17 protein-coding genes are annotated in these 19,476 nt (G+C 39.3%); 12 read left to right on the forward strand and 5 right to left on the reverse strand.

Going from position 1 to position 19,476, the window contains the following annotated elements; all coding sequences use genetic code 11:
- The first annotated feature begins 152 nt into the window (after window positions 1–152).
- Window positions 153–2,390: an NADP-dependent isocitrate dehydrogenase gene (locus AAC388_RS04815; RefSeq protein ID WP_002118624.1), complete on the forward strand. Its 2,238-nt coding sequence runs from the start codon at window positions 153–155 to the stop codon at window positions 2,388–2,390.
- Between the two features lie 115 nt (window positions 2,391–2,505).
- On the opposite strand, the gene AAC388_RS04820 is transcribed toward AAC388_RS04815, so the two are convergent.
- On the reverse strand, window positions 2,506–3,294 hold the full coding sequence (locus AAC388_RS04820; protein WP_032063312.1) for an rRNA large subunit pseudouridine synthase E: 789 nt from the start codon (window positions 3,292–3,294) through the stop codon (window positions 2,506–2,508).
- A gap of 196 nt (window positions 3,295–3,490) precedes the next feature.
- Between AAC388_RS04820 and icd the strand changes: the two genes are divergently transcribed.
- Window positions 3,491–4,747 (forward strand): NADP-dependent isocitrate dehydrogenase, encoded by a 1,257-nt coding sequence (icd, locus tag AAC388_RS04825; protein ID WP_342371266.1) that lies wholly within the window; start codon window positions 3,491–3,493, stop codon window positions 4,745–4,747.
- Between the two features lie 35 nt (window positions 4,748–4,782).
- Here the strand turns inward: icd and AAC388_RS04830 are convergent, their stop codons facing one another.
- Entirely contained in the window at window positions 4,783–4,908 is a 126-nt protein-coding gene (locus AAC388_RS04830) for a hypothetical protein (RefSeq protein ID WP_014207334.1), read from the reverse strand.
- Window positions 4,905–6,083 (reverse strand): YbfB/YjiJ family MFS transporter, encoded by a 1,179-nt coding sequence (locus AAC388_RS04835; protein WP_342371267.1) that lies wholly within the window; start codon window positions 6,081–6,083, stop codon window positions 4,905–4,907. The genes AAC388_RS04830 and AAC388_RS04835 overlap by 4 nt, the downstream gene beginning before the upstream one ends.
- A 96-nt stretch (window positions 6,084–6,179) precedes the next feature.
- Between AAC388_RS04835 and AAC388_RS04840 the strand changes: the two genes are divergently transcribed.
- The 4 genes from AAC388_RS04840 (at window position 6,180) to AAC388_RS04855 (ending at window position 12,515) form a co-directional block, all read left to right on the forward strand.
- The gene (locus tag AAC388_RS04840) at window positions 6,180–7,061 is read left to right on the forward strand and encodes a LysR family transcriptional regulator (RefSeq protein ID WP_342371268.1); all 882 of its coding nucleotides are present in this window, start codon (window positions 6,180–6,182) and stop codon (window positions 7,059–7,061) included.
- 208 nt (window positions 7,062–7,269) lie between these two features.
- Window positions 7,270–8,664 carry an L-cystine transporter gene (locus tag AAC388_RS04845; RefSeq protein ID WP_002118474.1) on the forward strand — a complete coding sequence of 465 codons (1,395 nt, stop codon included), beginning with the start codon at window positions 7,270–7,272 and terminating at the stop codon, window positions 8,662–8,664.
- A gap of 150 nt (window positions 8,665–8,814) precedes the next feature.
- The gene (locus tag AAC388_RS04850) at window positions 8,815–9,630 is read left to right on the forward strand and encodes a PhzF family phenazine biosynthesis protein (RefSeq protein ID WP_342371269.1); all 816 of its coding nucleotides are present in this window, start codon (window positions 8,815–8,817) and stop codon (window positions 9,628–9,630) included.
- Window positions 9,631–9,752: 122 nt separating this feature from the next.
- Entirely contained in the window at window positions 9,753–12,515 is a 2,763-nt protein-coding gene (locus AAC388_RS04855; RefSeq protein ID WP_342371270.1) for a pitrilysin family protein, read from the forward strand.
- A gap of 61 nt (window positions 12,516–12,576) precedes the next feature.
- On the opposite strand, the gene AAC388_RS04860 is transcribed toward AAC388_RS04855, so the two are convergent.
- Window positions 12,577–12,960, reverse strand: coding sequence for a DUF3144 domain-containing protein (locus AAC388_RS04860; RefSeq protein ID WP_002118682.1), 384 nt, complete (start codon window positions 12,958–12,960; stop codon window positions 12,577–12,579).
- A gap of 107 nt (window positions 12,961–13,067) precedes the next feature.
- Here AAC388_RS04860 and AAC388_RS04865 point away from each other — a divergent pair, with 107 nt between their 5' ends.
- Entirely contained in the window at window positions 13,068–13,700 is a 633-nt protein-coding gene (locus AAC388_RS04865) for a hypothetical protein (RefSeq protein WP_311078647.1), read from the forward strand.
- A 35-nt stretch (window positions 13,701–13,735) separates the two neighbouring features.
- Here AAC388_RS04865 and AAC388_RS04870 read toward each other — a convergent pair whose 3' ends face one another.
- Window positions 13,736–15,199 carry a CHAD domain-containing protein gene (locus tag AAC388_RS04870; RefSeq protein WP_342371271.1) on the reverse strand — a complete coding sequence of 488 codons (1,464 nt, stop codon included), beginning with the start codon at window positions 15,197–15,199 and terminating at the stop codon, window positions 13,736–13,738.
- A gap of 165 nt (window positions 15,200–15,364) precedes the next feature.
- Here AAC388_RS04870 and AAC388_RS04875 point away from each other — a divergent pair, with 165 nt between their 5' ends.
- The 5 genes from AAC388_RS04875 (at window position 15,365) to AAC388_RS04895 (ending at window position 19,354) form a co-directional block, all read left to right on the forward strand.
- Complete coding sequence (locus AAC388_RS04875) at window positions 15,365–15,748, forward strand: DUF962 domain-containing protein (RefSeq protein ID WP_081038678.1); 384 nt, start codon at window positions 15,365–15,367, stop codon at window positions 15,746–15,748.
- A gap of 115 nt (window positions 15,749–15,863) precedes the next feature.
- On the forward strand, window positions 15,864–16,475 hold the full coding sequence (gene thiE, locus AAC388_RS04880) for a thiamine phosphate synthase (RefSeq protein ID WP_032063303.1): 612 nt from the start codon (window positions 15,864–15,866) through the stop codon (window positions 16,473–16,475).
- Window positions 16,476–16,517: 42 nt separating this feature from the next.
- Window positions 16,518–17,816 (forward strand): glutamate-1-semialdehyde 2,1-aminomutase, encoded by a 1,299-nt coding sequence (gene hemL, locus AAC388_RS04885; protein WP_329760267.1) that lies wholly within the window; start codon window positions 16,518–16,520, stop codon window positions 17,814–17,816.
- 62 nt (window positions 17,817–17,878) lie between these two features.
- A complete protein-coding gene (locus tag AAC388_RS04890) occupies window positions 17,879–18,583 on the forward strand; it encodes a hypothetical protein (protein WP_064785826.1) in 705 nt (234 codons plus the stop codon).
- A 132-nt stretch (window positions 18,584–18,715) separates the two neighbouring features.
- Window positions 18,716–19,354, forward strand: a complete 639-nt coding sequence (locus AAC388_RS04895; RefSeq protein WP_005067937.1) for an RluA family pseudouridine synthase — start codon at window positions 18,716–18,718, stop codon at window positions 19,352–19,354.
- Window positions 19,355–19,476: the final 122 nt, after the last annotated feature.

Here is a 19,476-nt window from a genome sequence, read left to right on the forward strand (position 1 = left end):
TTTCGCTGCGAAATGTCGTTATCACTGGATATTTCGTTGACTGGAAGACAATGAGAGCCGATACTCTCAGGGTTTTATTTAAGCATATCGGTTCGTAGGCACTGGGCCACAAGCTCGGTCCTCAATACTCAATCAAACGGAAGGGGCTATATATGGCTGGTGAAAAGTCAACTATTATTTACACACTGACTGATGAGGCGCCATTATTGGCGACCTATTCGCTACTGCCGATCATTGAGACCTTTACCAAGCCAGCTGGCATCGAGATTATTAAAAGTGACATCTCTGTAGCTGCACGTGTGCTCGCAGAATTCGCTGATTACCTAAGTGAAGAGCAAAAGGTATCCGACAACCTTGCAGAGCTAGGTCGTCTTACACAAGATCCAGATACAAACATTATCAAACTCCCGAACATTAGTGCGTCTGTTGCGCAATTAACTGCATGTATCAAAGAGCTTCAATCAAAAGGTTACGCAATTCCTGATTATCCGGAAAATCCAACGACTGAAGAAGAAAAATCAATCAAAGCTCGTTATGGTAAGTGCCTTGGTTCAGCAGTAAACCCTGTCCTCCGTGAAGGTAACTCTGACCGCCGTGCTCCAGCAGCAGTTAAAAACTATGCGAAAAAACATCCTCATTCAATGAGCGAGTGGAAACAGTGGTCACAAACTCACGTTTCACATATGGAAGAAGGTGACTTCTACCATGGTGAAAAATCAATGACACTTGATCGCGCGCGTAATGTGAAAATGGAACTTATCACAAATAGTGGTAAGAGCATTGTTCTTAAGCCAAAAGTTGCGCTTCAAGAAGGTGAAATCATTGATTCAATGTTCATGAGCAAGAAAGCACTTTGTGATTTCTATGAAAAAGAACTTGATGATTGTAAAGAAGCGGGAATTTTATTCTCTTTACACGTAAAAGCGACAATGATGAAAGTTTCACACCCGATCGTTTTTGGTCACTGTGTGAAAATTTACTATAAAGAAGCTTTCGAAAAGCACGGTAAGTTATTTGACGAATTAGGCATTAACGTTAATAACGGTATGGCTGGGTTGTACGAGAAAATCGAAACTCTTCCAACTTCATTACGTGAAGAAATCATTGAAGACTTACATGCTTGTCAAGAACACCGTCCTGCACTTGCAATGGTTGACTCGGCAAAAGGCATCACAAACTTCCACTCTCCAAACGACATCATCGTAGATGCTTCTATGCCAGCAATGATCCGTGCTGGTGGTAAAATGTGGGGTGCTGATGGTAAGCAATACGATGCTAAAGCAGTAATGCCAGAATCAACATTTGCCCGTATTTACCAAGAAATGATCAACTTCTGTAAGTGGCATGGTAACTTCGATCCAAAGACTATGGGTACAGTACCAAACGTTGGTTTGATGGCTCAAAAAGCTGAAGAATACGGTTCTCACGATAAGACTTTTGAGATTTCAGAAGCTGGTATTGCAAACATTACCGATCTTGACACTGGTGAAGTGTTATTGACTCAAAATGTGGAAGAAGGCGATATCTGGCGTATGTGTCAGGTTAAAGATGCTCCGATTCGTGACTGGGTTAAACTTGCAGTAACTCGTGCACGTAACTCAGGCATGCCTGCAATCTTCTGGCTTGACCCGTACCGTCCACACGAAAACGAATTGATCAAGAAAGTACAAAAGTACTTAAAAGATCATGATACGACTGGTCTTGATATCCAAATCATGTCTCAAGTACGTGCAATGCGTTACACACTTGAGCGCGTAGTACGTGGCCTAGACACGATTTCTGTGACTGGTAACATCTTACGTGACTACTTAACTGACTTGTTCCCAATTATGGAACTTGGTACTTCTGCAAAAATGTTGTCTATCGTTCCGCTAATGGCGGGTGGTGGTATGTACGAAACTGGTGCAGGTGGTTCAGCGCCAAAACACGTACAACAACTTGTTGAAGAAAACCACTTACGTTGGGATTCACTTGGTGAGTTCCTTGCGCTTGCAGTATCTTTAGAAGAAATGGGCATTAAAGAAAATAATGCTCGTGCTAAGTTACTTGCGAAGACACTTGATGAAGCGACTGGTAAATTGCTTGACAATGACAAGTCTCCATCACGTCGTACTGGTGAAATCGACAACCGTGGCAGCCACTTCTACTTGTCACTTTACTGGGCTGAAGCACTTGCTGCTCAGAACGAAGATGCTGAGTTGAAAGCTAAATTTGCTCCTCTTGCTAAAGCTTTAGCTGAAAATGAAGAGAAGATTGTTGCTGAACTTGCTCAAGTACAAGGTAAACCAGCGGACATCGGCGGTTACTACGCTATCGACCCAACTAAAGTAAATGCTGTAATGCGTCCAAGTGCTACATTTAATGCAGCTCTTGCAACAGTTGAGGCTTAATTACTAACTCGTTAGTAATTAGCTTAAGAGCCGGTGCATATGCACCGGTTTTTTATTGCCTAAAATAAAAGACATTAAAAAAGCCCACTGATGTGAGCTTTTAAAAGATTAAATCTTATCGACCATTGCGGCCACGACCACGTGGTGCTTTGGTATTTGGACGAGTTGTACCATTGGTCTTACGACGTGGTTTCTCGCTTTCATCCATTTGCCAAATACGTTTTGTACCAGACTTTTTAGCAGAACCATCTTTGTTCTTGCGAACCATTGGTTTGCCACCCGTACCGCCTGGCTTTTTCACGTATGAACGCGAGCGATAAGGCTGTTCAGCTGGTACATCTTTAAAGTCAGGGTAGAGTAATGGTTCAATTTCTTTTACATCACCCGGTTTTAAACCAAGTTGAACTAAGTCAATTGAGCCAATTTTAGTACGAATTAAACGTAAAGTTGGAAAACCTACCGCAGAAGTCATACGACGAACTTGGCGGTTACGGCCTTCACAAATTGAAATCTCAATCCAAGATGTTGGAATATTTGCACGGTAACGTACGGGTGGATTGCGTTCCCATAACCATTCAGGTTCACTGACTTTAATGGCTTTAGCTGGAAGCGTCATACCATCATTTAGCTCTACACCTTTACGAAGTTGCTCAAGCGCTTCTTCGGTTACATCGCCATCAACTTGAACTAAATACGTTTTGTATTTTTTATTTGCAGGGTTGGTAATGAACTGATTCAGACCACCATGATCGGTTAAAAAAACTAAACCCTCAGAGTCCATATCAAGACGGCCTGCCAAGCGCAAAGTCGGGTCATCAACAAAGTCAGAGACGGTCATGTGCGCTTCGTCTTTACGAAACTGGGAGAGAACGTCATAAGGCTTGTTGAGAATCACAATTTTCATAAAAAATGGCTTCTTCTTTCAAATAACTAGAGAAAACATTGAGCTATATTTAAGTGCGAAATTTGCTTATTTCCCACATAAATCTCAAAAAGAATTAAATTCGATTAAGCTATTATGCGTTAATAAAAGTTGAAAGTATTGTTTATCGATAATTATTTTTAGTTAATTAAGTATTATAAAAGGGAGAATCTACACAATGGGTTATCAGAAGGTCGTGGTTCCTGCCGACGGCGACAAAATCAAAGTAAATGCAGACCTATCACTGAACGTACCAAATCATCCAATTATTCCTTTCATTGAGGGTGATGGTATTGGTGTGGATATTACACCAACCATGAAAGCAGTCGTAGACGCTGCTATTTTAAAAGCTTACGGTGGCAAGCGCTCGATCGAATGGATGGAAGTGTATTGCGGCGAAAAAGCCAATAAAATTTATGGCAACTATATGCCTGAAGAAACTTTTGAAGCACTTCGCGAATTTGTTGTATCAATCAAAGGTCCTTTAACCACACCAGTAGGTGGAGGCATTCGTTCACTCAACGTTGCTTTGCGCCAAGAACTAGATCTATATGTTTGCGTACGACCAGTACGTTGGTTTGAAGGCGTTCCTTCACCGGTTCAACACCCCGAATTAACTGACATGGTGATTTTCCGTGAGAACTCGGAAGATATCTATGCAGGTATTGAATGGAAAGCTGATTCTGAAGAGGCAAAAAAAGTCATTAAGTTCCTTCAAGAAGAAATGGGTGTCACAAAAATCCGTTTCCCTGAAGGATGTGGTATTGGAATTAAACCTGTTTCAAAAGAAGGAACACAGCGTTTAGTCCGTAAAGCCATTCAGTTCGCAATTGAAAATGACAAACCTTCTGTGACGCTGGTTCACAAGGGTAATATTATGAAATACACCGAAGGCGCCTTCAAAGAATGGGGCTATGAATTGGCTCTGGATCGTTTCGGTGGAGAGCTAATTGATGGTGGCCCATGGGTTAAAATTAAAAACCCTAGGACTGGTAAAGATATCATTATCAAAGATGTCATTGCAGACGCGTTTTTACAGCAGATTCTCATGCGTCCAGCCGATTACTCTGTGATTGCCACGCTAAACTTAAACGGTGATTATATTTCTGATGCTTTGGCAGCAGAGGTTGGAGGTATTGGTATTGCACCAGGTGCAAATATTGGTGGTGCTATTGCAGTGTATGAAGCAACGCATGGTACTGCCCCTAAATATGCAGGTCAGGATAAAGTAAACCCTGGTTCTATTATTCTTTCTGCGGAAATGATGTTGCGTGACATGGGATGGACAGAGGCTGCTGATCTGATCATTAAAGGAATTTCTGGAGCAATTGCTGCCAAAACCGTAACTTACGATTTTGAGCGCCTAATGCCGGGTGCAACCTTGTTACGTTGTTCTGAGTTTGGTGATGCAATTATCAAACATATGGGAGAGTAGTCTTCTATTAAAAAGCCCTCGATTGAGGGCTTTTTTTATTGCATAAATTCGGGATGCTTCGGAGTTTTAATAAAGCCAGTTTTCTTTTGATAACTCTGGTCTAGGGCTTGAATAACAAGAACGAAAGTAACTAGAAATAAAGGAAAGAGCAGAGTTTTCACGATTTGGTTTCTCCGAAAGTTGAGGTGAAAGAAGGGCGTTGGGGAATTAAAAGGCAAACCGCAAAGAGAAGAACGGTTCCACCCAAAAGAAAGAGATGGGCATAAGACCAATGCAAATGATGCAAAGTACTAATGACAACTCCACCTAAAAGCTGAGTGCTAGCAAACCCAATAGTGGTAAGGCTCCAAAGCTTTTGATAACGTTGCTCATAAATCTGTAGCAGACTATAAGAACTAATAAATACGGTTGCGGGAGTCAGTAAGCCTGTCAGAAGCGAAGACAAAGCTAGTAAAGAAGTGGTCTGTGAAAGGAAAGGTAAAACAACGGCTAAGCAGTAAATGGTATATAACCATTTAATGGCCTGTAGATATCCGATTAATCTGCTTAAGCAATAAGCGACAAGTGCACCAATGCAGCTTCCCACTCCATAGAGAACCCAAAATAAATTTCTTTGCTGTAACGGAAAATGCAGAGTTCCAGATAAATAATCCATCCAAAACAAAGAGTGTGGAATATATGCAAAGGCACTACACATATAGGCAATAATAATGACAAGGCCTAAACGTGATTTTTGTAAGGCTTGTATAGTGGTCGATTGCGGCTTAATAATCTGGGCAGTATTACGACTTAATAATCGATAAAGAGTTAAGCTTCCTAATAGAGAAAGACCCGCGAAAATATTCCAAACATAATGTACGGGCATATTTTTAAGTAGAGGAATAATAATAGTGGCGGATAAAACGCCGACACCAATCCCGCTAAATCCTAAGAAATTAACTTTTAATCTTTGCGTGTTGGGAGTGTATTTCATTGCAAAGCTAGGCGCCAAAATCATAAGTAAGCCGCCAGCAATACCTGAAATCGTACGCCAAAAAATGAACCACACCAAAGGCATATCCATGAATGAACAGCCTAGTAGGCTGAGGCTGCCAGCTATAGCCGGCAAGACAATCATGGGTGGGATGTACTTTTCTTTAATACTTAAGAGCGCTAATAAGGCACCAATGAGATATCCCAATAAATTTGCGCTCCCTAAGTAACTGGCAAAATCGTGAGTCCATTGGTATTGCTCGATCATGATGGGCATAAGCGCAGTATAGGAAAATCTAAAAACACCAATTCCCAAACAAGTTGCCAAAAAGACAATTAAGCTCATTCGATAAAACGTAGACATGAGAGGACGCTCAATTTTTTTATTATTAAAAGCGAGTTTTTAAATCTTTAAAAATGATTTAATATGATTGTGATTATCTTATTTTGAGATAGTGGTATGTTGCTTAAGTCTCTAGAGTTTTTTTTAGCTGTTGCAGAGAGTGGAAGTTTTTCCTTGGCTGCACAAAAAATGTATACGGTTCAATCGAATATCACGAGCCATGTGAAAAAGCTTGAAGAAGAGTTAGGGGTTATTTTATTAAATCGTAATAACCCTGCGACTTTAACGAATGCCGGACAACAGCTGCATAGTTATGCTGTTCAAATGATTGCTCTACATAATAAAGCGAAAAAAATCTTTCAAGAGGGTGATATTGACCCGAACGAAACCATTCGTTTGGGTAGTATGGAAACGACAGCAGCAATACGGTTACCTCAATTACTCAATCAATGTATGCAGCAATATCCGAATTTGCCGATTGAGCTGCAAACTCACCCGACACGATATTTGTTAAGCGCTGTGCAGCAAGGAGAGGTCGATTGTGCTTTTGTTGCTTCTAAATATTTAATTCCAGAGTTGTATAGTTTACCTGTTTGGAAAGAACAATTGGTTTTGGTTTGTCCGAAACAGCAAACTCACTTTCCAGATGTTGCCAAGCTTGCAAAGACCCGATTTATTGCGTTTCGACAAGGTTGTTCTTATCGTCATGCAATCGAGTTATTTTTAAATGATCACAGTGTCCCGCCTTCACAAATCATGGAAATGGGCAGTCTGGACGGGATTGTAAGCTGTGTGGAATTAGGTGTTGGTTTTGCTTTATTGCCAAAGTCATATCTAAACAAAGTAGTCGAGAAAGTGTCATTAAGTTGTTTTGAACTTAATACTGAATCCGCTCATTTTACTACCTACTTGGTTGCCCAGTCGCCTGAAACATGGGGAACCAATTTAAAGCAGTTTATTCATTTTATTGAGCAACAATTTGAATTAAAGGTTGCTTAGGTTGTGATTGATTTTCATACGTAAATATCCAACTTAATTTATAAATTAAAAGTGATATATATGTATGAAAAAGTCATTTTATATTCTCATAGAGGTTTGTAATCATCTTGATGCTATAAAATTGTTGAAAAGGGTAGTTTATATAGGCTGGCTATGGTCAAATATGCCCCCTTGAAAGATGACACAAGCAATAATTTGGAGTTTGGGAATGAATATACCCTTAATCATCAATATTGTGGTTTTTGTCGGGTTAATATTTTTACTCGCCCAAACACGTAAAACAGACTGGAGCTTATCGAAAAAAGTTCTGGCTGGCTTAGTTCTAGGTGTAGTGTTTGGTTTAGGACTACATTTGATTTATGGCGGTGGCCATCCGATTCTTGCTGAATCTATTAGCTGGTTTAATATCGTTGGAAACGGCTATGTAAAACTTTTACAAATGGTCGTGATGCCTTTGGTATTTGTGTCTATTTTGGGAGCGGTTGCAAAATTACACCAAGCCTCATCTTTAGGCAAAATCAGTTTTTATACAATTGGTACTTTACTCTTTACAACACTGATTGCTGCACTGGTAGGGGTATTCGTTACTAATCTATTTGGCTTAACTGCAAAAGGTTTGGTGCAAGGTGCTGCTGAAACTGCACGCTTAACTGCCATTAATACGGACTATGTAGGTAAAGTTACCGATTTAAGTGTACCGCAGTTTATTCTTTCCTTTATTCCAAGTAACCCATTTGCTGAATTGACTGGTGCAAACCCAACATCAATTATTAGTGTAGTTATTTTCGCCGTCTTTTTAGGTATAGCAGCGCTTAACCTAATGAAGGACGACGCAGAAAAAGGTCAACGTATTCTGACTGCGATTCAGACGTTGCAGTCATGGGTAATGAAGCTTGTGCGCTTAGTGATGACTCTTACACCATATGGCGTATTTGCGCTTATGACAAAAGTCGTGGCAAGTTCAAACGTTGCAGATATCTTAAATCTAGGCGGTTTCTTGGTTGCATCTTATTTAGGCTTGGCGATTATGTTTGTCGTACATGCCATTATTTTGACTATGACCGGTGTTTCTCCGCTTAAATTCTTTAAGAAAGTTGCTCCAGTTTTAACGTTCGCATTCACTAGCCGTTCAAGTGCAGCAAGTATTCCACTGAGTATTGAAACACAAACTCGTCGTTTGGGTGTGCCTGAATCTATTGCAAGTTTCTCTGCTTCTTTTGGTGCCACCATTGGTCAAAATGGTTGTGCGGGTTTGTATCCTGCAATGCTGGCAGTGATGGTTGCACCAACTATGGGTATTAACACCTTAGACCCAATGTGGATTGCATCGTTAGTCGGTATTGTGACCTTAAGTTCAATTGGAGTTGCTGGAGTAGGTGGTGGCGCGACTTTTGCTGCGTTGATTGTGCTTCCTGCAATGGGTTTACCTGTAACGTTGGTTGCACTTCTTATTTCAATCGAGCCACTCATTGATATGGGGCGTACTGCGTTAAACGTAAATGGTTCGATGACTGCTGGTGTTGTTACGAGCCAATTGATGGGTCAGACTGATAAAGAAATATTAAACAGTGAAGATGAAATTGAGTTAACTCAACATCATTAAAAATCAATAAAAAAACGGCTCGCTATTCTGGATGAGCCGTTTTTTTTATATGCATAAATTGCCACTGTGATGTTAATTTTAAAAAAACTGTATCTGTTTTTCTTTTAAATAATTTTCGAAAATAGGCCTATTACAAAAGAGAGCACTATCATGAAAATGTATCAAGTCGATGCTTTTACAAAAGAGTTATTTCGTGGAAATCCAGCCGCTGTCGTTGTTGAAAAAGAGTGGTTAGATGTAGATTTAATGCAGAAGATAGCACTTGAAAATAATTTGTCTGAAACTGCTTTTGTAAAAATTATAGACTCTGAAAACTATGAAATCCGTTGGTTCACGCCAACGGTTGAAGTTGATTTCTGTGGGCATGCCACGCTTGCCAGCGCTTTCGTATTATTTAAAGATTTTACCGAGAAAAAGACCATTAATTTCCATGTTCGAAACTTAGGTCTTTTTGTAGTTCACCAAGATGAAGACGGTAAAATCAGAATGGATTTTCCAATTCGCAAAGCTCATCAAGTTGAAGATTATCCAGCTATTTTACGTCAAGCTTTAACAAAACCTTTTAAAGCAGTTTATCAAAATGTTCAAGCCTACATTGTTGAATATGAATCAGTGCAAGATGTATTAGATGAGCAGCCTGACATGAATTTGCTCAAAGCTCTAGGTAAGAGAACTGCGATTACTACTGCAGGGATGGATGTTGCCATCACCTCAAAAGCCGATCAACAATATGATTGTGTATCGCGTTATTTTGCCCCTGTCGCGGGCATTGAAGAAGACCCTGTTACGGGTTCAATTCATACGGCAATAGCGCCATTATGGGCAGAGAAACTTGATAAAAATAATATTATTGCTTATCAGGCTTCTAGCCGTGGAGGCGTTTTGTATTGCAATATTCTGAATCAGGAACGTATTGAAGTTTCAGGGTATGGGAAGCTTTATATGCAAGCTGAAATTTTTCCTTAAAATATAAGGCCGTTTAAATAAACGGCTTTTTTTTCAAAACTTTACTATGAAAGTTAGTTCGAATTTCCTACTATAGTCCCACAACTATTGATTTTTTATTATTCAAATTAATTGGTATTTATATGTTTATGCAGTTTAAACAACTGACACTCTCCCTATGTATTCTTGGTTTAAGTGCTGCGTCTTGGGCACAAACTACACTAGTAAAAAGTAAGCAAAATATTGAGGAATATAAATTAGATAATGGCTTTCGGATTGTGCTTGCACCGAATGACAAAGAAAATAAAATCTTTATTAATACCATTTATTTAACAGGCTCATTAAATGACCCGCAAGGTAAAAGTGGCTTAGCTCATTTGCTTGAGCATTTGGCTTTTAAGGGAACACAAAATGTTAAAGGGGAAGAATTCCAGCGTCGTTTAGATCAATATACATTGATGACAAACGCCAGCACCGATTATTATTCAACAAAATATACTAATATCGTTCGTCCAGAAAAAACTGCGCTTGATCAGGTACTGTATCTTGAATCTGAGCGTATGGATAAATTAGTTCTTCAAGAAAAGTTTGTTCCTTCCGAAATTGAAATCGTAAAGCGTGAACGCGAAGTTCGCATGGATCAGCCATTTGCTGTGCTGATGGATCAAATGTGGAAGTCAGCTTATGGTAACCAATATTTAGGTCGTTTACCGATTGGTGATTTGCCTGAACTTAAATCTATTAAAATGCCTGAATTGAACCAGTTTTATCGTAGCTGGTATGCACCTAATAATGCGGTTATGGTGATTTCAGGTAAATTTGATAAGACTGATGTCTTAAAAACAATAGATCAATATTTTAGTCCAATTGCGGCAAGAGCGGTTCCTAAAACTGTACAGATTCCTGTGCTTGACTCTACAAAAATGAAAAATCGTCAATTCATAGTGAAAAAGGGCAGTGATCTGGCTAAATTCCATATCTATATGAATGGTAAAAATACCAAAATTCAGCCGACACTTGCTTTAGCTCCTTTGTTATATACGATGCAGCCAAGTGGTCACCTATACCAAAATATGGTGGAAACAGGTATTACCACAAATGTTGAAGCTAGTACTTGGTTAGACCAAGATTTTAATGTGGTGTTTCTAGGCGCCATTTATTCACCAAGTAATGACCCTAAAAAAGTTGAAAGTTCTTTGTTAGCAGGCATTGAAAAAGGGAAGCCGTTTACTGAAATTGAATTAAATCGTGTTAAAAGTTTAATGAAAACTCAAGGTGACCTAATCACGAAAGATGCGGTAGCACTGGGGTCACGTTTAAGTGATTACACCGTCGCTGGCGGGCAATGGGATCAATATTTTAAAGATTTAGATTCTGTAGAAAAAGTTAAGCTAGATGATGTGAATCAAACTTTAAAACAGTTCCTTGTGGCTGATCATCGTATTGATGGCGATATTTTGCCAACACCTGAAGACCAGAAAAAAGCGCAACAGCAAAATTCAAAAGAGACACCTAAAACTCTAGATCAGGTCGAAGCAAAGGCTGAACCTTTAAAAGATCCTAAGGTATATCAACAAGAAGTTGCTGAGTTTTTAAAAACTTCAAAGCAATATGTTGAAAGCAATGAGAAAAAGATTATCCGTGGAAAACTAAAAAATGGAATGAAGTATGCTTTATTCCCAGTTGAAACACGCGATGATCGTACTTATGCAACGATTACGATGGACTTCGGAACAGAAAAATCTTTATTTAATAAAGGTACAGTAGTTGATCTAACCTCATACTTGTTGCTCCGTGGTTCTGATAAATACAGTTTGCAAGATATTGCCGATAAATCAATTGATGCAGGCGGCGCGGCTTATGCAAGTGCTGACGGCAATGGCATGACCATTAATATTCAGTCTAAATCAGAAAAATTTGATGAGTTTTTCAAGTTTGTTCTTGATGTGATGAAAAATCCGAAATTTGAACAATCTCAATTTGATTTAATTAAATCGCAAAGCTTATCAAGCCTAGATCGTCCTTATACCGAGCCAGATGTGGTGGCGGGTTTAACACTTTCACGTTTACTTGAAGAATATCAACCAGGTGATTTGCGTTATCACTTCGAACCTGAATTGGCAAAACAGCAGTTGAAAAACGCAACTCAAGAGCAAGTGAAAGAGTTATATGAGCGTTTCTTTGCAATGAACCATGCTCAAATTGCCATTACAGGCGAATTTGATGCGAAAAAGATGCAGAAATTACTGAATCAGGAATTTGGTCGTTGGAACGGTAAGCAGCCATATCAAAAAATCTTGATTGATCACGTAGATTTTCCAGCACAACAAGTTCATGTTCTTTCTGAGCAGCGTGAATTTGGTAGCTACCAAAGTGTGCTTTCAATTCCAGTTGGGAAAAACCATCCAGATGCATCTGCTCTCATTTTAATGAACTATATTTTAGGTGAGTCTCAAATTTCATCACGTTTGGCTCAAGAGCTTCGTGAGAAAAATGCGCTAGTCTATGGTTTTGGAAGTGGGCTGCAACTTGATCGTGACACGAATGTAGGAGCTTTGAGTATTAGTGCAAATTATACTTCGGGTCGCTCAGCACAAGTGTCTGCATCAATACACAAAGTGTTAAATGACTTGGTTAAAAATGGGGTAACTGAGCAAGAGCTTGAAGCTGCTAAAGCAGATATCATGAAGAAACGAGTTACGGCATTAGAAGATGAGCGTAATATTCATGGCATGTTAAATCTACAGCTTGAAACAAACAAAACATTGCAAGACCGAATTCGTCATGATCAAGAGTTAACTAAATTGACTGTTGCTGACGTTAACAGAGTAATTAAGAAGTATATTAAACCTGAACATTTGGTCGAAGTGATGGCTGATCAATATGGTCAGGCCGCAAAGAAATAAAGTCTTCTCGCAAATAAAAAGCCACTCAAATGTGGCTTTTTATTTGGGTCTTTAAATCATATTAATGATCATGTTTGTGCGCGTGAAAATCTTCATTTTTACGGAAACGTAAATAATTTTCGAATTGTTCACAATATTCATCGAAGTTATCTTCAAGCATCATCTGAAATTGCTGAAGAAGATAAGACATGACCTGATCTTTCGCATCACGCATTTCATTACCATCTTTAAAGTTATTTGCTGCTACCCATGTATTGAAGCGGGCAGTAGCAAATAACATTGCAGCACTCACTTGACCACGTAGCTCAGCTGGATCAACTTTTTTATCTTTTGGCGGGCGACAAAAATCATTAGCTTGTTTAATAAATTCATCCGCACGCTCAAAGAAAACCGCATTTAACGCTTCTTCTTCAGTAATATCTGTTGCATTAATCTTTTGAGACATGACTTATTCCCGCAAAAATAGAGCTGCTTATTATAGGCAAACGCTTGCGGAAACAAAACCTTTGACTTAGTCTGTAAATAGCCTAAGTATTGGTAGGAGAGACTAATATGCAAGATGCAATTGCTATTCAAAGTTTAAAGACAGATATTGCTTTATTACGCCAGCATGTTTTCCCACCCCAATATTTAGAGCATGTTGAAGGATTGCCGATTTATTATGGCTTGCAAGAAGAAGTCGAAAATTATTACCAACAATGGCAGGGGTTAATTGAAAGAGCACAAGAGCTTTTTCAGCCATTTATGGAAGATAAATTACCAGATGCGATTCATTTGCCAAGCCATTTAAATTTACCGCTATTCTTTTTTCACGTAGACCGAATTCGGATCAATAAAACACGCGCAAAAGAATCTAAAACTTTTCGTGGTGTTGCGAGTCTTATTGAAAAATGCGGGCAGTTTGAAACAGACCAAATTTTTACCATGCAAGAATGGTTGCAAAGCGATGATACCGCGGCTTTGGTTGCTCACCGTGAATTCATCGATTTAAGAACCTATGTGTTTCAACATGGGCAAAGCGAATATACACGTTCACGGTTTTATACCAATGGGATTGTGCTAGGGGTTGAGCCGCATTTTAAACTGGTCGATGCTCGTGATAAGCCAAGAAAGCAACGCAGCGATAGCTATAGTGATCCCTTAGCAGATAACGGCGTATGGAAAGTATTTGGTAAATACCGATAAAAAGTCGCTGCTTGTTTACAGCGACTTTTTATAAATTACCAGAAAGTTTCAGCCTGACTAAAAGTTTGTAAAGCTTTTGCTGAGCGCTTTTGTAATTGTGGCTGTTTGGCTTTGACCCAGCCTAGAGCAAACCAGAAAGACGGATCTTGTTCCACCACATTGTTAAAAATACCTTCTGCAATAAACAAATCGTTATATTGACCTAGAGTATTTTGCACAGGTTGTAGCTGTTTTAAATATTGCTGTACTTTTTTATTTGGATAAAGACTCGAAATAAACTCAACACAATAACGTAACTGTTTAGCTTGCTTTCTTATTTTGTGCTGTTCATTCACTTCAAGCTCAGAGAAGTGTTCAGCATTATTAATCACTTTATGATGTATCTTATCTAAACTCTTTTTAATGTGTTTTTTTAATCCACCTGTTTTGCTGTCTGAATCTTCCTCTGAATAAGCAAATGCTAATAAATCGAGTAATAGCTTAATCGTGTCCGCAGAGGTAAAGATTGTTGAGAGTTCTTTTGAGGGCTGGGCTGAAACTGGTAGTAAAAGTTCAGGTGAACCGTGTTGTTGAATAATAGGTAACACTTCGGTGCGAATCGCATCTTCATCACGAGTGTCTCCAAGTTTACGGAAAAGCTCAGCAATTCGTTCTTCCCAAACAGGATTTAGCTCGCCTGACCAGCCAGAGAAGTGTTTAAGCGCACTGCGTAAACGACGTAAGCTTACCCGTGCCTGATGGATATGCTCAGCTTCGGCAACTCCATCGGCAATGACAGCCATATTTGGTAAGAATTGCCCTAAACAGTTTTCGACAATCTTTTTTAGAGCCTGTTCAGCAGTAATATCTTTATTTAATGTCAGACTTTTAGCATGAACAGCAGGTGAGGCAGCTAGCCCTAGTGCTAATAAGTTGCCACGTTCGGCTTTACTTCTTACATCAAGCCAAAGTGAGTAACGATTAATCCATTGCTGCGCAAACTGAATTAGCGTTTTCACAGCCCCTTGCTTGAGTTCAAATTCGACTTCACAAATTACACTTTGTGCATCTGCTGTTTTTACGACACCATCATCTAAGCAAACTTCAATCGCTGTATTATCTGCTTCAAACACATGATAGGTGCGCTGTACATCAGTCTCAAACTGCAAACTTAGTTTTTCAGCTTGCGTTCCTAAGGCCGCATTAATTAAATCAGTTACCACTTTATTATCTTGGTATAACTCAAGGTTTAAGTCAGGTTCTTGGTCACAAACGCCTAAATGAGTTTCTTCTTCAACACGGTGGAGATGGCTTTGACCTGCGGCTTTAAATGTTTGTACCCATTGATCATCTTCTTTACGTAAACGTAAGGCCATACCATTTTTTGCAAGTAGGCGATCTGGCGTATCGTAATACTTTGCCTGTAAGTGAATGTTCTTTGCTTTATGTTTTTTTAAGTATTGCTGGACAGTTTTTTTCTTCGATTCAGGTAACTGAAACTTTAGTTCGACTTCGACCATAATATATCTCCCTGAATCAGGTATTTAGACTATCTTGAATAAGTATAATAGCTTAGCTCTAAAAATAATGGTTTTGATAGAGAAAGTTACAATCAAACATATGACGCTACACTTTTATTTAGGTGTACAATCAGGTGACGTTTTGATCAAATAAAAATCAGGAAGATGATCGTGAATGCACCAGTAAACTTTAGCCATGAAGCTCAGCCAGAGTTTGAATTGCCGATTAAAAATTATCAGGAATTTTATCGTTTTTATTTAACTGAACACCGTAACATTATGAGCAGACGCTTACACGTGGTGGGCAGTAGCATTGGTCTATACTTTTTTTCAAAAGCAGTCCGTAAGAAGCAAGCCAAATATGTACTCTATGGTTTGGTAGCAGGCTACGCAAATGCTTGGGTTGGACATTTTGTGTTTGAAAAAAATAAACCTGCCAGTTTTAAACAACCTTTCTATAGTTTTATTTCTGATTGGCGAATGTTGTCTGATGTTGCACGTGGCCGTTTGAGTTTGGTTGATCGCAAGCACGATAAAATACCAAGTTAATTTTACTTTCTATTCTTAATATACCGATTGGTACTGGTAAGCCTATATCAATCGGTACTTATGATGATCTATAAATCCGTTATACTAGCGAAGTTTTTTAAAGCGAGAGTAGAGTATGCGCGGTTTATACCTCATTACCAATGATGATCCAATCCAACTATTATTAGAAAAACTAGATGCCGCACTCGCAACTCGTCAGGTCGCAATTTTACAGTACCGCCGTAAGAAAATAGACAAAGCAGACCAACCCGCAGAAGTCGAACAAATCAAATTATTGTGTGAAAAATATCAGGTTCCTTTTGTCATTAATGATGACCTAAAACTGGCCGCTCAGTTTGGATTAGGTGTGCATTTAGGGCAAAGTGACGGCGAAATTACCGATGCAAAATCGCAATTACCAGAAGGCGTGATTATTGGCCGTACTTGCCTGAACTCATTAGAACTTGCGCAAAAAGCAATTGCCGATGGGGCGTCTTATATTGCATTTGGTGCGGTTTACGCGACCTCTACAAAACCTGAAGCAGGTAATGTGGGTATTGAAGTGATTAAGCAAGCAGCAGCCCAATATGATTTACCAATTTGTGCGATTGGTGGTTTAACTGTTGAAAACTCAAAACCTGTGATTGAGGCTGGGGCTGACCTCTGTGCAGTCATTAGTGATATATTAGGCCGATCAACTGCTGAAATTCCTGCCCGTGTACAGGCGTGGGCACAATTATTTTCTTAAGCTTTCAAAATTATTTTTTAGATATTTAAGACGAGCATTTCCATGAGTTTATCTCCAAAGCAAGAACAGTTATTTAAACAAGCCAGCAAACACATTCCAGGTGGTGTGAACTCTCCGGTACGTGCCTTTAATGGCGTTGGAGGAACACCGGTTTTCATTGAGAAAGCAAAAGGTGCTTATTTATGGGATGTCGATGGTAAGCGTTATGTTGACTATGTTGGTTCTTGGGGACCGATGATTTTGGGCCATGCTCATCCAGAGATTATTAAGGCTGTACAAACAGCAGCAGAAGACGGCTTAAGTTTTGGTGCACCAACCGTACATGAAACAACATTGGCAGATATTATCTGTGAAATCATGCCATCCATTGAATTGGTGCGTATGACTAACTCGGGTACAGAAGCAACCATGACGGCTATTCGTTTAGCGCGTGGTTATACTGGCCGTGACAAAATTGTGAAGTTTGAAGGTTGTTACCATGGCCACTCTGACTCACTTTTAGTAAAAGCAGGTTCGGGCTTACTTACTTTAGGTGAGGGTGAACCGACTTCGAAAGGTGTTCCTGTTGATTTTGCTAAACACACTTTAACACTACCTTACAACGATATTGCAGCATTAAAAGAATGCTTTGCTAAGTTCGGCCATGAAATTGCGGGCGTTATTATTGAACCAGTAGCGGGTAACATGAATATGGTGAAACCTATTGATGGTTTCTTACAAGCCATTCGTGATGTGTGTGATGAATATAAATCTGTATTCATTATTGATGAAGTGATGACAGGTTTCCGTGTTGCTTTAGGTGGTGCTCAATCGGTTTATAACGTTAAACCTGATTTAACAACTTTAGGCAAAATTATTGGTGCGGGCTTACCGGTTGGTGCATTTGGTGGTAAGCGTGAAATCATGGAATGTATCGCGCCTTTAGGCGGCGTATACCAAGCAGGTACATTGTCTGGAAACCCTCTTGCTATGCGTGCGGGTATCGAGATGTTTAAACATTTACGCCAACCAGACTTTTACAGCAATTTATCTGCTCAACTTGAAAAATTACTTGCAGGTTTACAAGCCGCAGCTAATGAAGCAGGTATTCCATTTAAAACTCAGCAAGCAGGTGCAATGTTCGGTCTTTACTTTACCGACCAAGAAGACATTACAAGCTTTGACTCAATGTTGGCGTGTGATATTGAAGCTTTCAAAAAGTTCTTCCATGGCATGTTAAAGCGTGGGGTAAACTTGGCACCTTCAGCATTTGAAGCAGGCTTTATTTCATCTGCACATTCTGATGAAGATATTGAATTTACGATTCAGGCTGCAAAAGAAACATTCGCTGAAATGAAGTAAGCAAAAAAGCCCGTGTTAAACGGGCTTTTTAATTTGAGCTATTTTTATATTTGTAGAGAACAATGTTTTATCCCTTACCTCGAAAAATCCAATTAGCTGCAAGTACTTCAAATTGGTCAATTGAGTCAGCGCAAAGTATTTTGCTCATGGTTGGGCTCAATGAGCTTAAACTACGACCAGATTGGTCTGAGCAACCATTGGCGAACCATTTGGAACTGTTGAGTAAGCGCGCTCAATCACTCGAAATTCCAATTATTTTTATTGAGACATCTCAACTTCAACAAACCATGTTGGAGCTTGGTCAGCGTTTGTCATCAAATACTCAGGCTCAAGTCATGATGGCTGGTGATTTATCGCCTTTGTTTAAACAAGTCATGCAGCTTGTTTTATCGATTACAGATCAGGTCAGTGTTGTAAATGATGCGATCTTGGCGGCTAATCTAGAGCAGCATATCCAATGGGTTGAAAAGATCAGTTTTGACCATATAAAACATTTAAATACGCAGAGCTTAATGCGGTTATGGTCTTTAAGTACGCCGTCCTCTTATATCTTGTCAGATAAAGGAATCTTATTGGCAATTGCTGAACAGGTGGGGCGACATCCTATGGAGATCCATCCTGAAATTGATTTAAGAAACTACGGACTAGATCAGTCTGCTGTTAATTATCTGGTCGATCTATGGCGTGCAAATGGTGCGAGCTTAAGTGCTGAAGAGATAATGCAAGCACCGACATTGCAACATATTATGCAGTTATTGAAGCCTTGACTGACTATAGACCTCAAGTGATCCATAATATTTGCAAATTCTGCTGTTAATTTACCCGAACGGCATTGTAATTCGGACGTAAGCTTTTTATTATTGCCCGCTTGTTTTTCATCTTACCTTGGGAATACAACTTTGAGTGATTTTCTAAGTGAACATCTGATCTATCGTGATGATGATTTTATGGTGATTCATAAACCTTCGGACATCTTGAGTGTTCCTGGTAAGGGTGATTTACATGATAGCGTTTTGACTAGGTTGGTTGCGATTGAACCTAAAACTTTGCTCATTCATCGTCTAGACCGAGATACCTCAGGTATTTTAGTATTTGGTTTATCGAAGCGCGGTCAAAGTGCGATTGCACGTCAATTTCAAGATCGTCAGACTTCAAAAATATATGAAGCGCTTGTCGCAGGTCATTTAGAGGGTGAAGGGACTGTAGATATTCCTGTCATCTATGACCCAAGCCGACCACCTTTACATATTGTCGACGCTTCTCACAACAAGCCTGCTTTAACACATTGGCAGGTCATAGAACATTTTCAGATTCAGGGACAGCCTGTAACTCGTGTGAAATTAACACCAATTACGGGCCGATCTCATCAACTCCGTGTACACATGCAATATCTTGGGCATCCAATTGTAGGTGACACGCTGTATGCAACACCGGAGCAGCAACTTGTTCCGCGTTTATGTTTGCATGCCAAACAGTTAAGTTTTAATCATCCTGTCACAGCAGAAACATTAACTTTTGACTGTCCTGTACCGTTTTAATGTAAAAATTTTAATGCGTGATTTTTTGTAGCAAAGCGATTTAATTGGTTTTTGCTTCAAAATTTTGCTTTAAAGACTACATAAAAAGATGCAAAAATAAGCTAATTTGCATCGTACAATAT

The organism is Acinetobacter sp. D009 (assembly GCF_038562025.1).
Classification (GTDB): Bacteria; Pseudomonadota; Gammaproteobacteria; order Pseudomonadales; family Moraxellaceae; genus Acinetobacter; species Acinetobacter pittii.

What these genes read in the sequence shown, in the direction of transcription:
- AAC388_RS04815 (WP_002118624.1), top strand. Translation starts at nt 153, where the DNA reads ATGGCTGGTGAAAAGTCAACTATTATTTACACACTGACTGATGAGGCG.
- AAC388_RS04820 (WP_032063312.1), bottom strand. Translation starts at nt 3,294, where the DNA reads ATGAAAATTGTGATTCTCAACAAGCCTTATGACGTTCTCTCCCAGTTT.
- icd (WP_342371266.1), top strand. Translation starts at nt 3,491, where the DNA reads ATGGGTTATCAGAAGGTCGTGGTTCCTGCCGACGGCGACAAAATCAAA.
- AAC388_RS04835 (WP_342371267.1), bottom strand. Translation starts at nt 6,083, where the DNA reads ATGTCTACGTTTTATCGAATGAGCTTAATTGTCTTTTTGGCAACTTGT.
- AAC388_RS04840 (WP_342371268.1), top strand. Translation starts at nt 6,180, where the DNA reads ATGTTGCTTAAGTCTCTAGAGTTTTTTTTAGCTGTTGCAGAGAGTGGA.
- AAC388_RS04845 (WP_002118474.1), top strand. Translation starts at nt 7,270, where the DNA reads ATGAATATACCCTTAATCATCAATATTGTGGTTTTTGTCGGGTTAATA.
- AAC388_RS04850 (WP_342371269.1), top strand. Translation starts at nt 8,815, where the DNA reads ATGAAAATGTATCAAGTCGATGCTTTTACAAAAGAGTTATTTCGTGGA.
- AAC388_RS04855 (WP_342371270.1), top strand. Translation starts at nt 9,753, where the DNA reads ATGTTTATGCAGTTTAAACAACTGACACTCTCCCTATGTATTCTTGGT.
- AAC388_RS04860 (WP_002118682.1), bottom strand. Translation starts at nt 12,960, where the DNA reads ATGTCTCAAAAGATTAATGCAACAGATATTACTGAAGAAGAAGCGTTA.
- AAC388_RS04865 (WP_311078647.1), top strand. Translation starts at nt 13,068, where the DNA reads ATGCAAGATGCAATTGCTATTCAAAGTTTAAAGACAGATATTGCTTTA.
- AAC388_RS04870 (WP_342371271.1), bottom strand. Translation starts at nt 15,199, where the DNA reads ATGGTCGAAGTCGAACTAAAGTTTCAGTTACCTGAATCGAAGAAAAAA.
- AAC388_RS04875 (WP_081038678.1), top strand. Translation starts at nt 15,365, where the DNA reads ATGATCGTGAATGCACCAGTAAACTTTAGCCATGAAGCTCAGCCAGAG.
- thiE (WP_032063303.1), top strand. Translation starts at nt 15,864, where the DNA reads ATGCGCGGTTTATACCTCATTACCAATGATGATCCAATCCAACTATTA.
- hemL (WP_329760267.1), top strand. Translation starts at nt 16,518, where the DNA reads ATGAGTTTATCTCCAAAGCAAGAACAGTTATTTAAACAAGCCAGCAAA.
- AAC388_RS04890 (WP_064785826.1), top strand. Translation starts at nt 17,879, where the DNA reads ATGTTTTATCCCTTACCTCGAAAAATCCAATTAGCTGCAAGTACTTCA.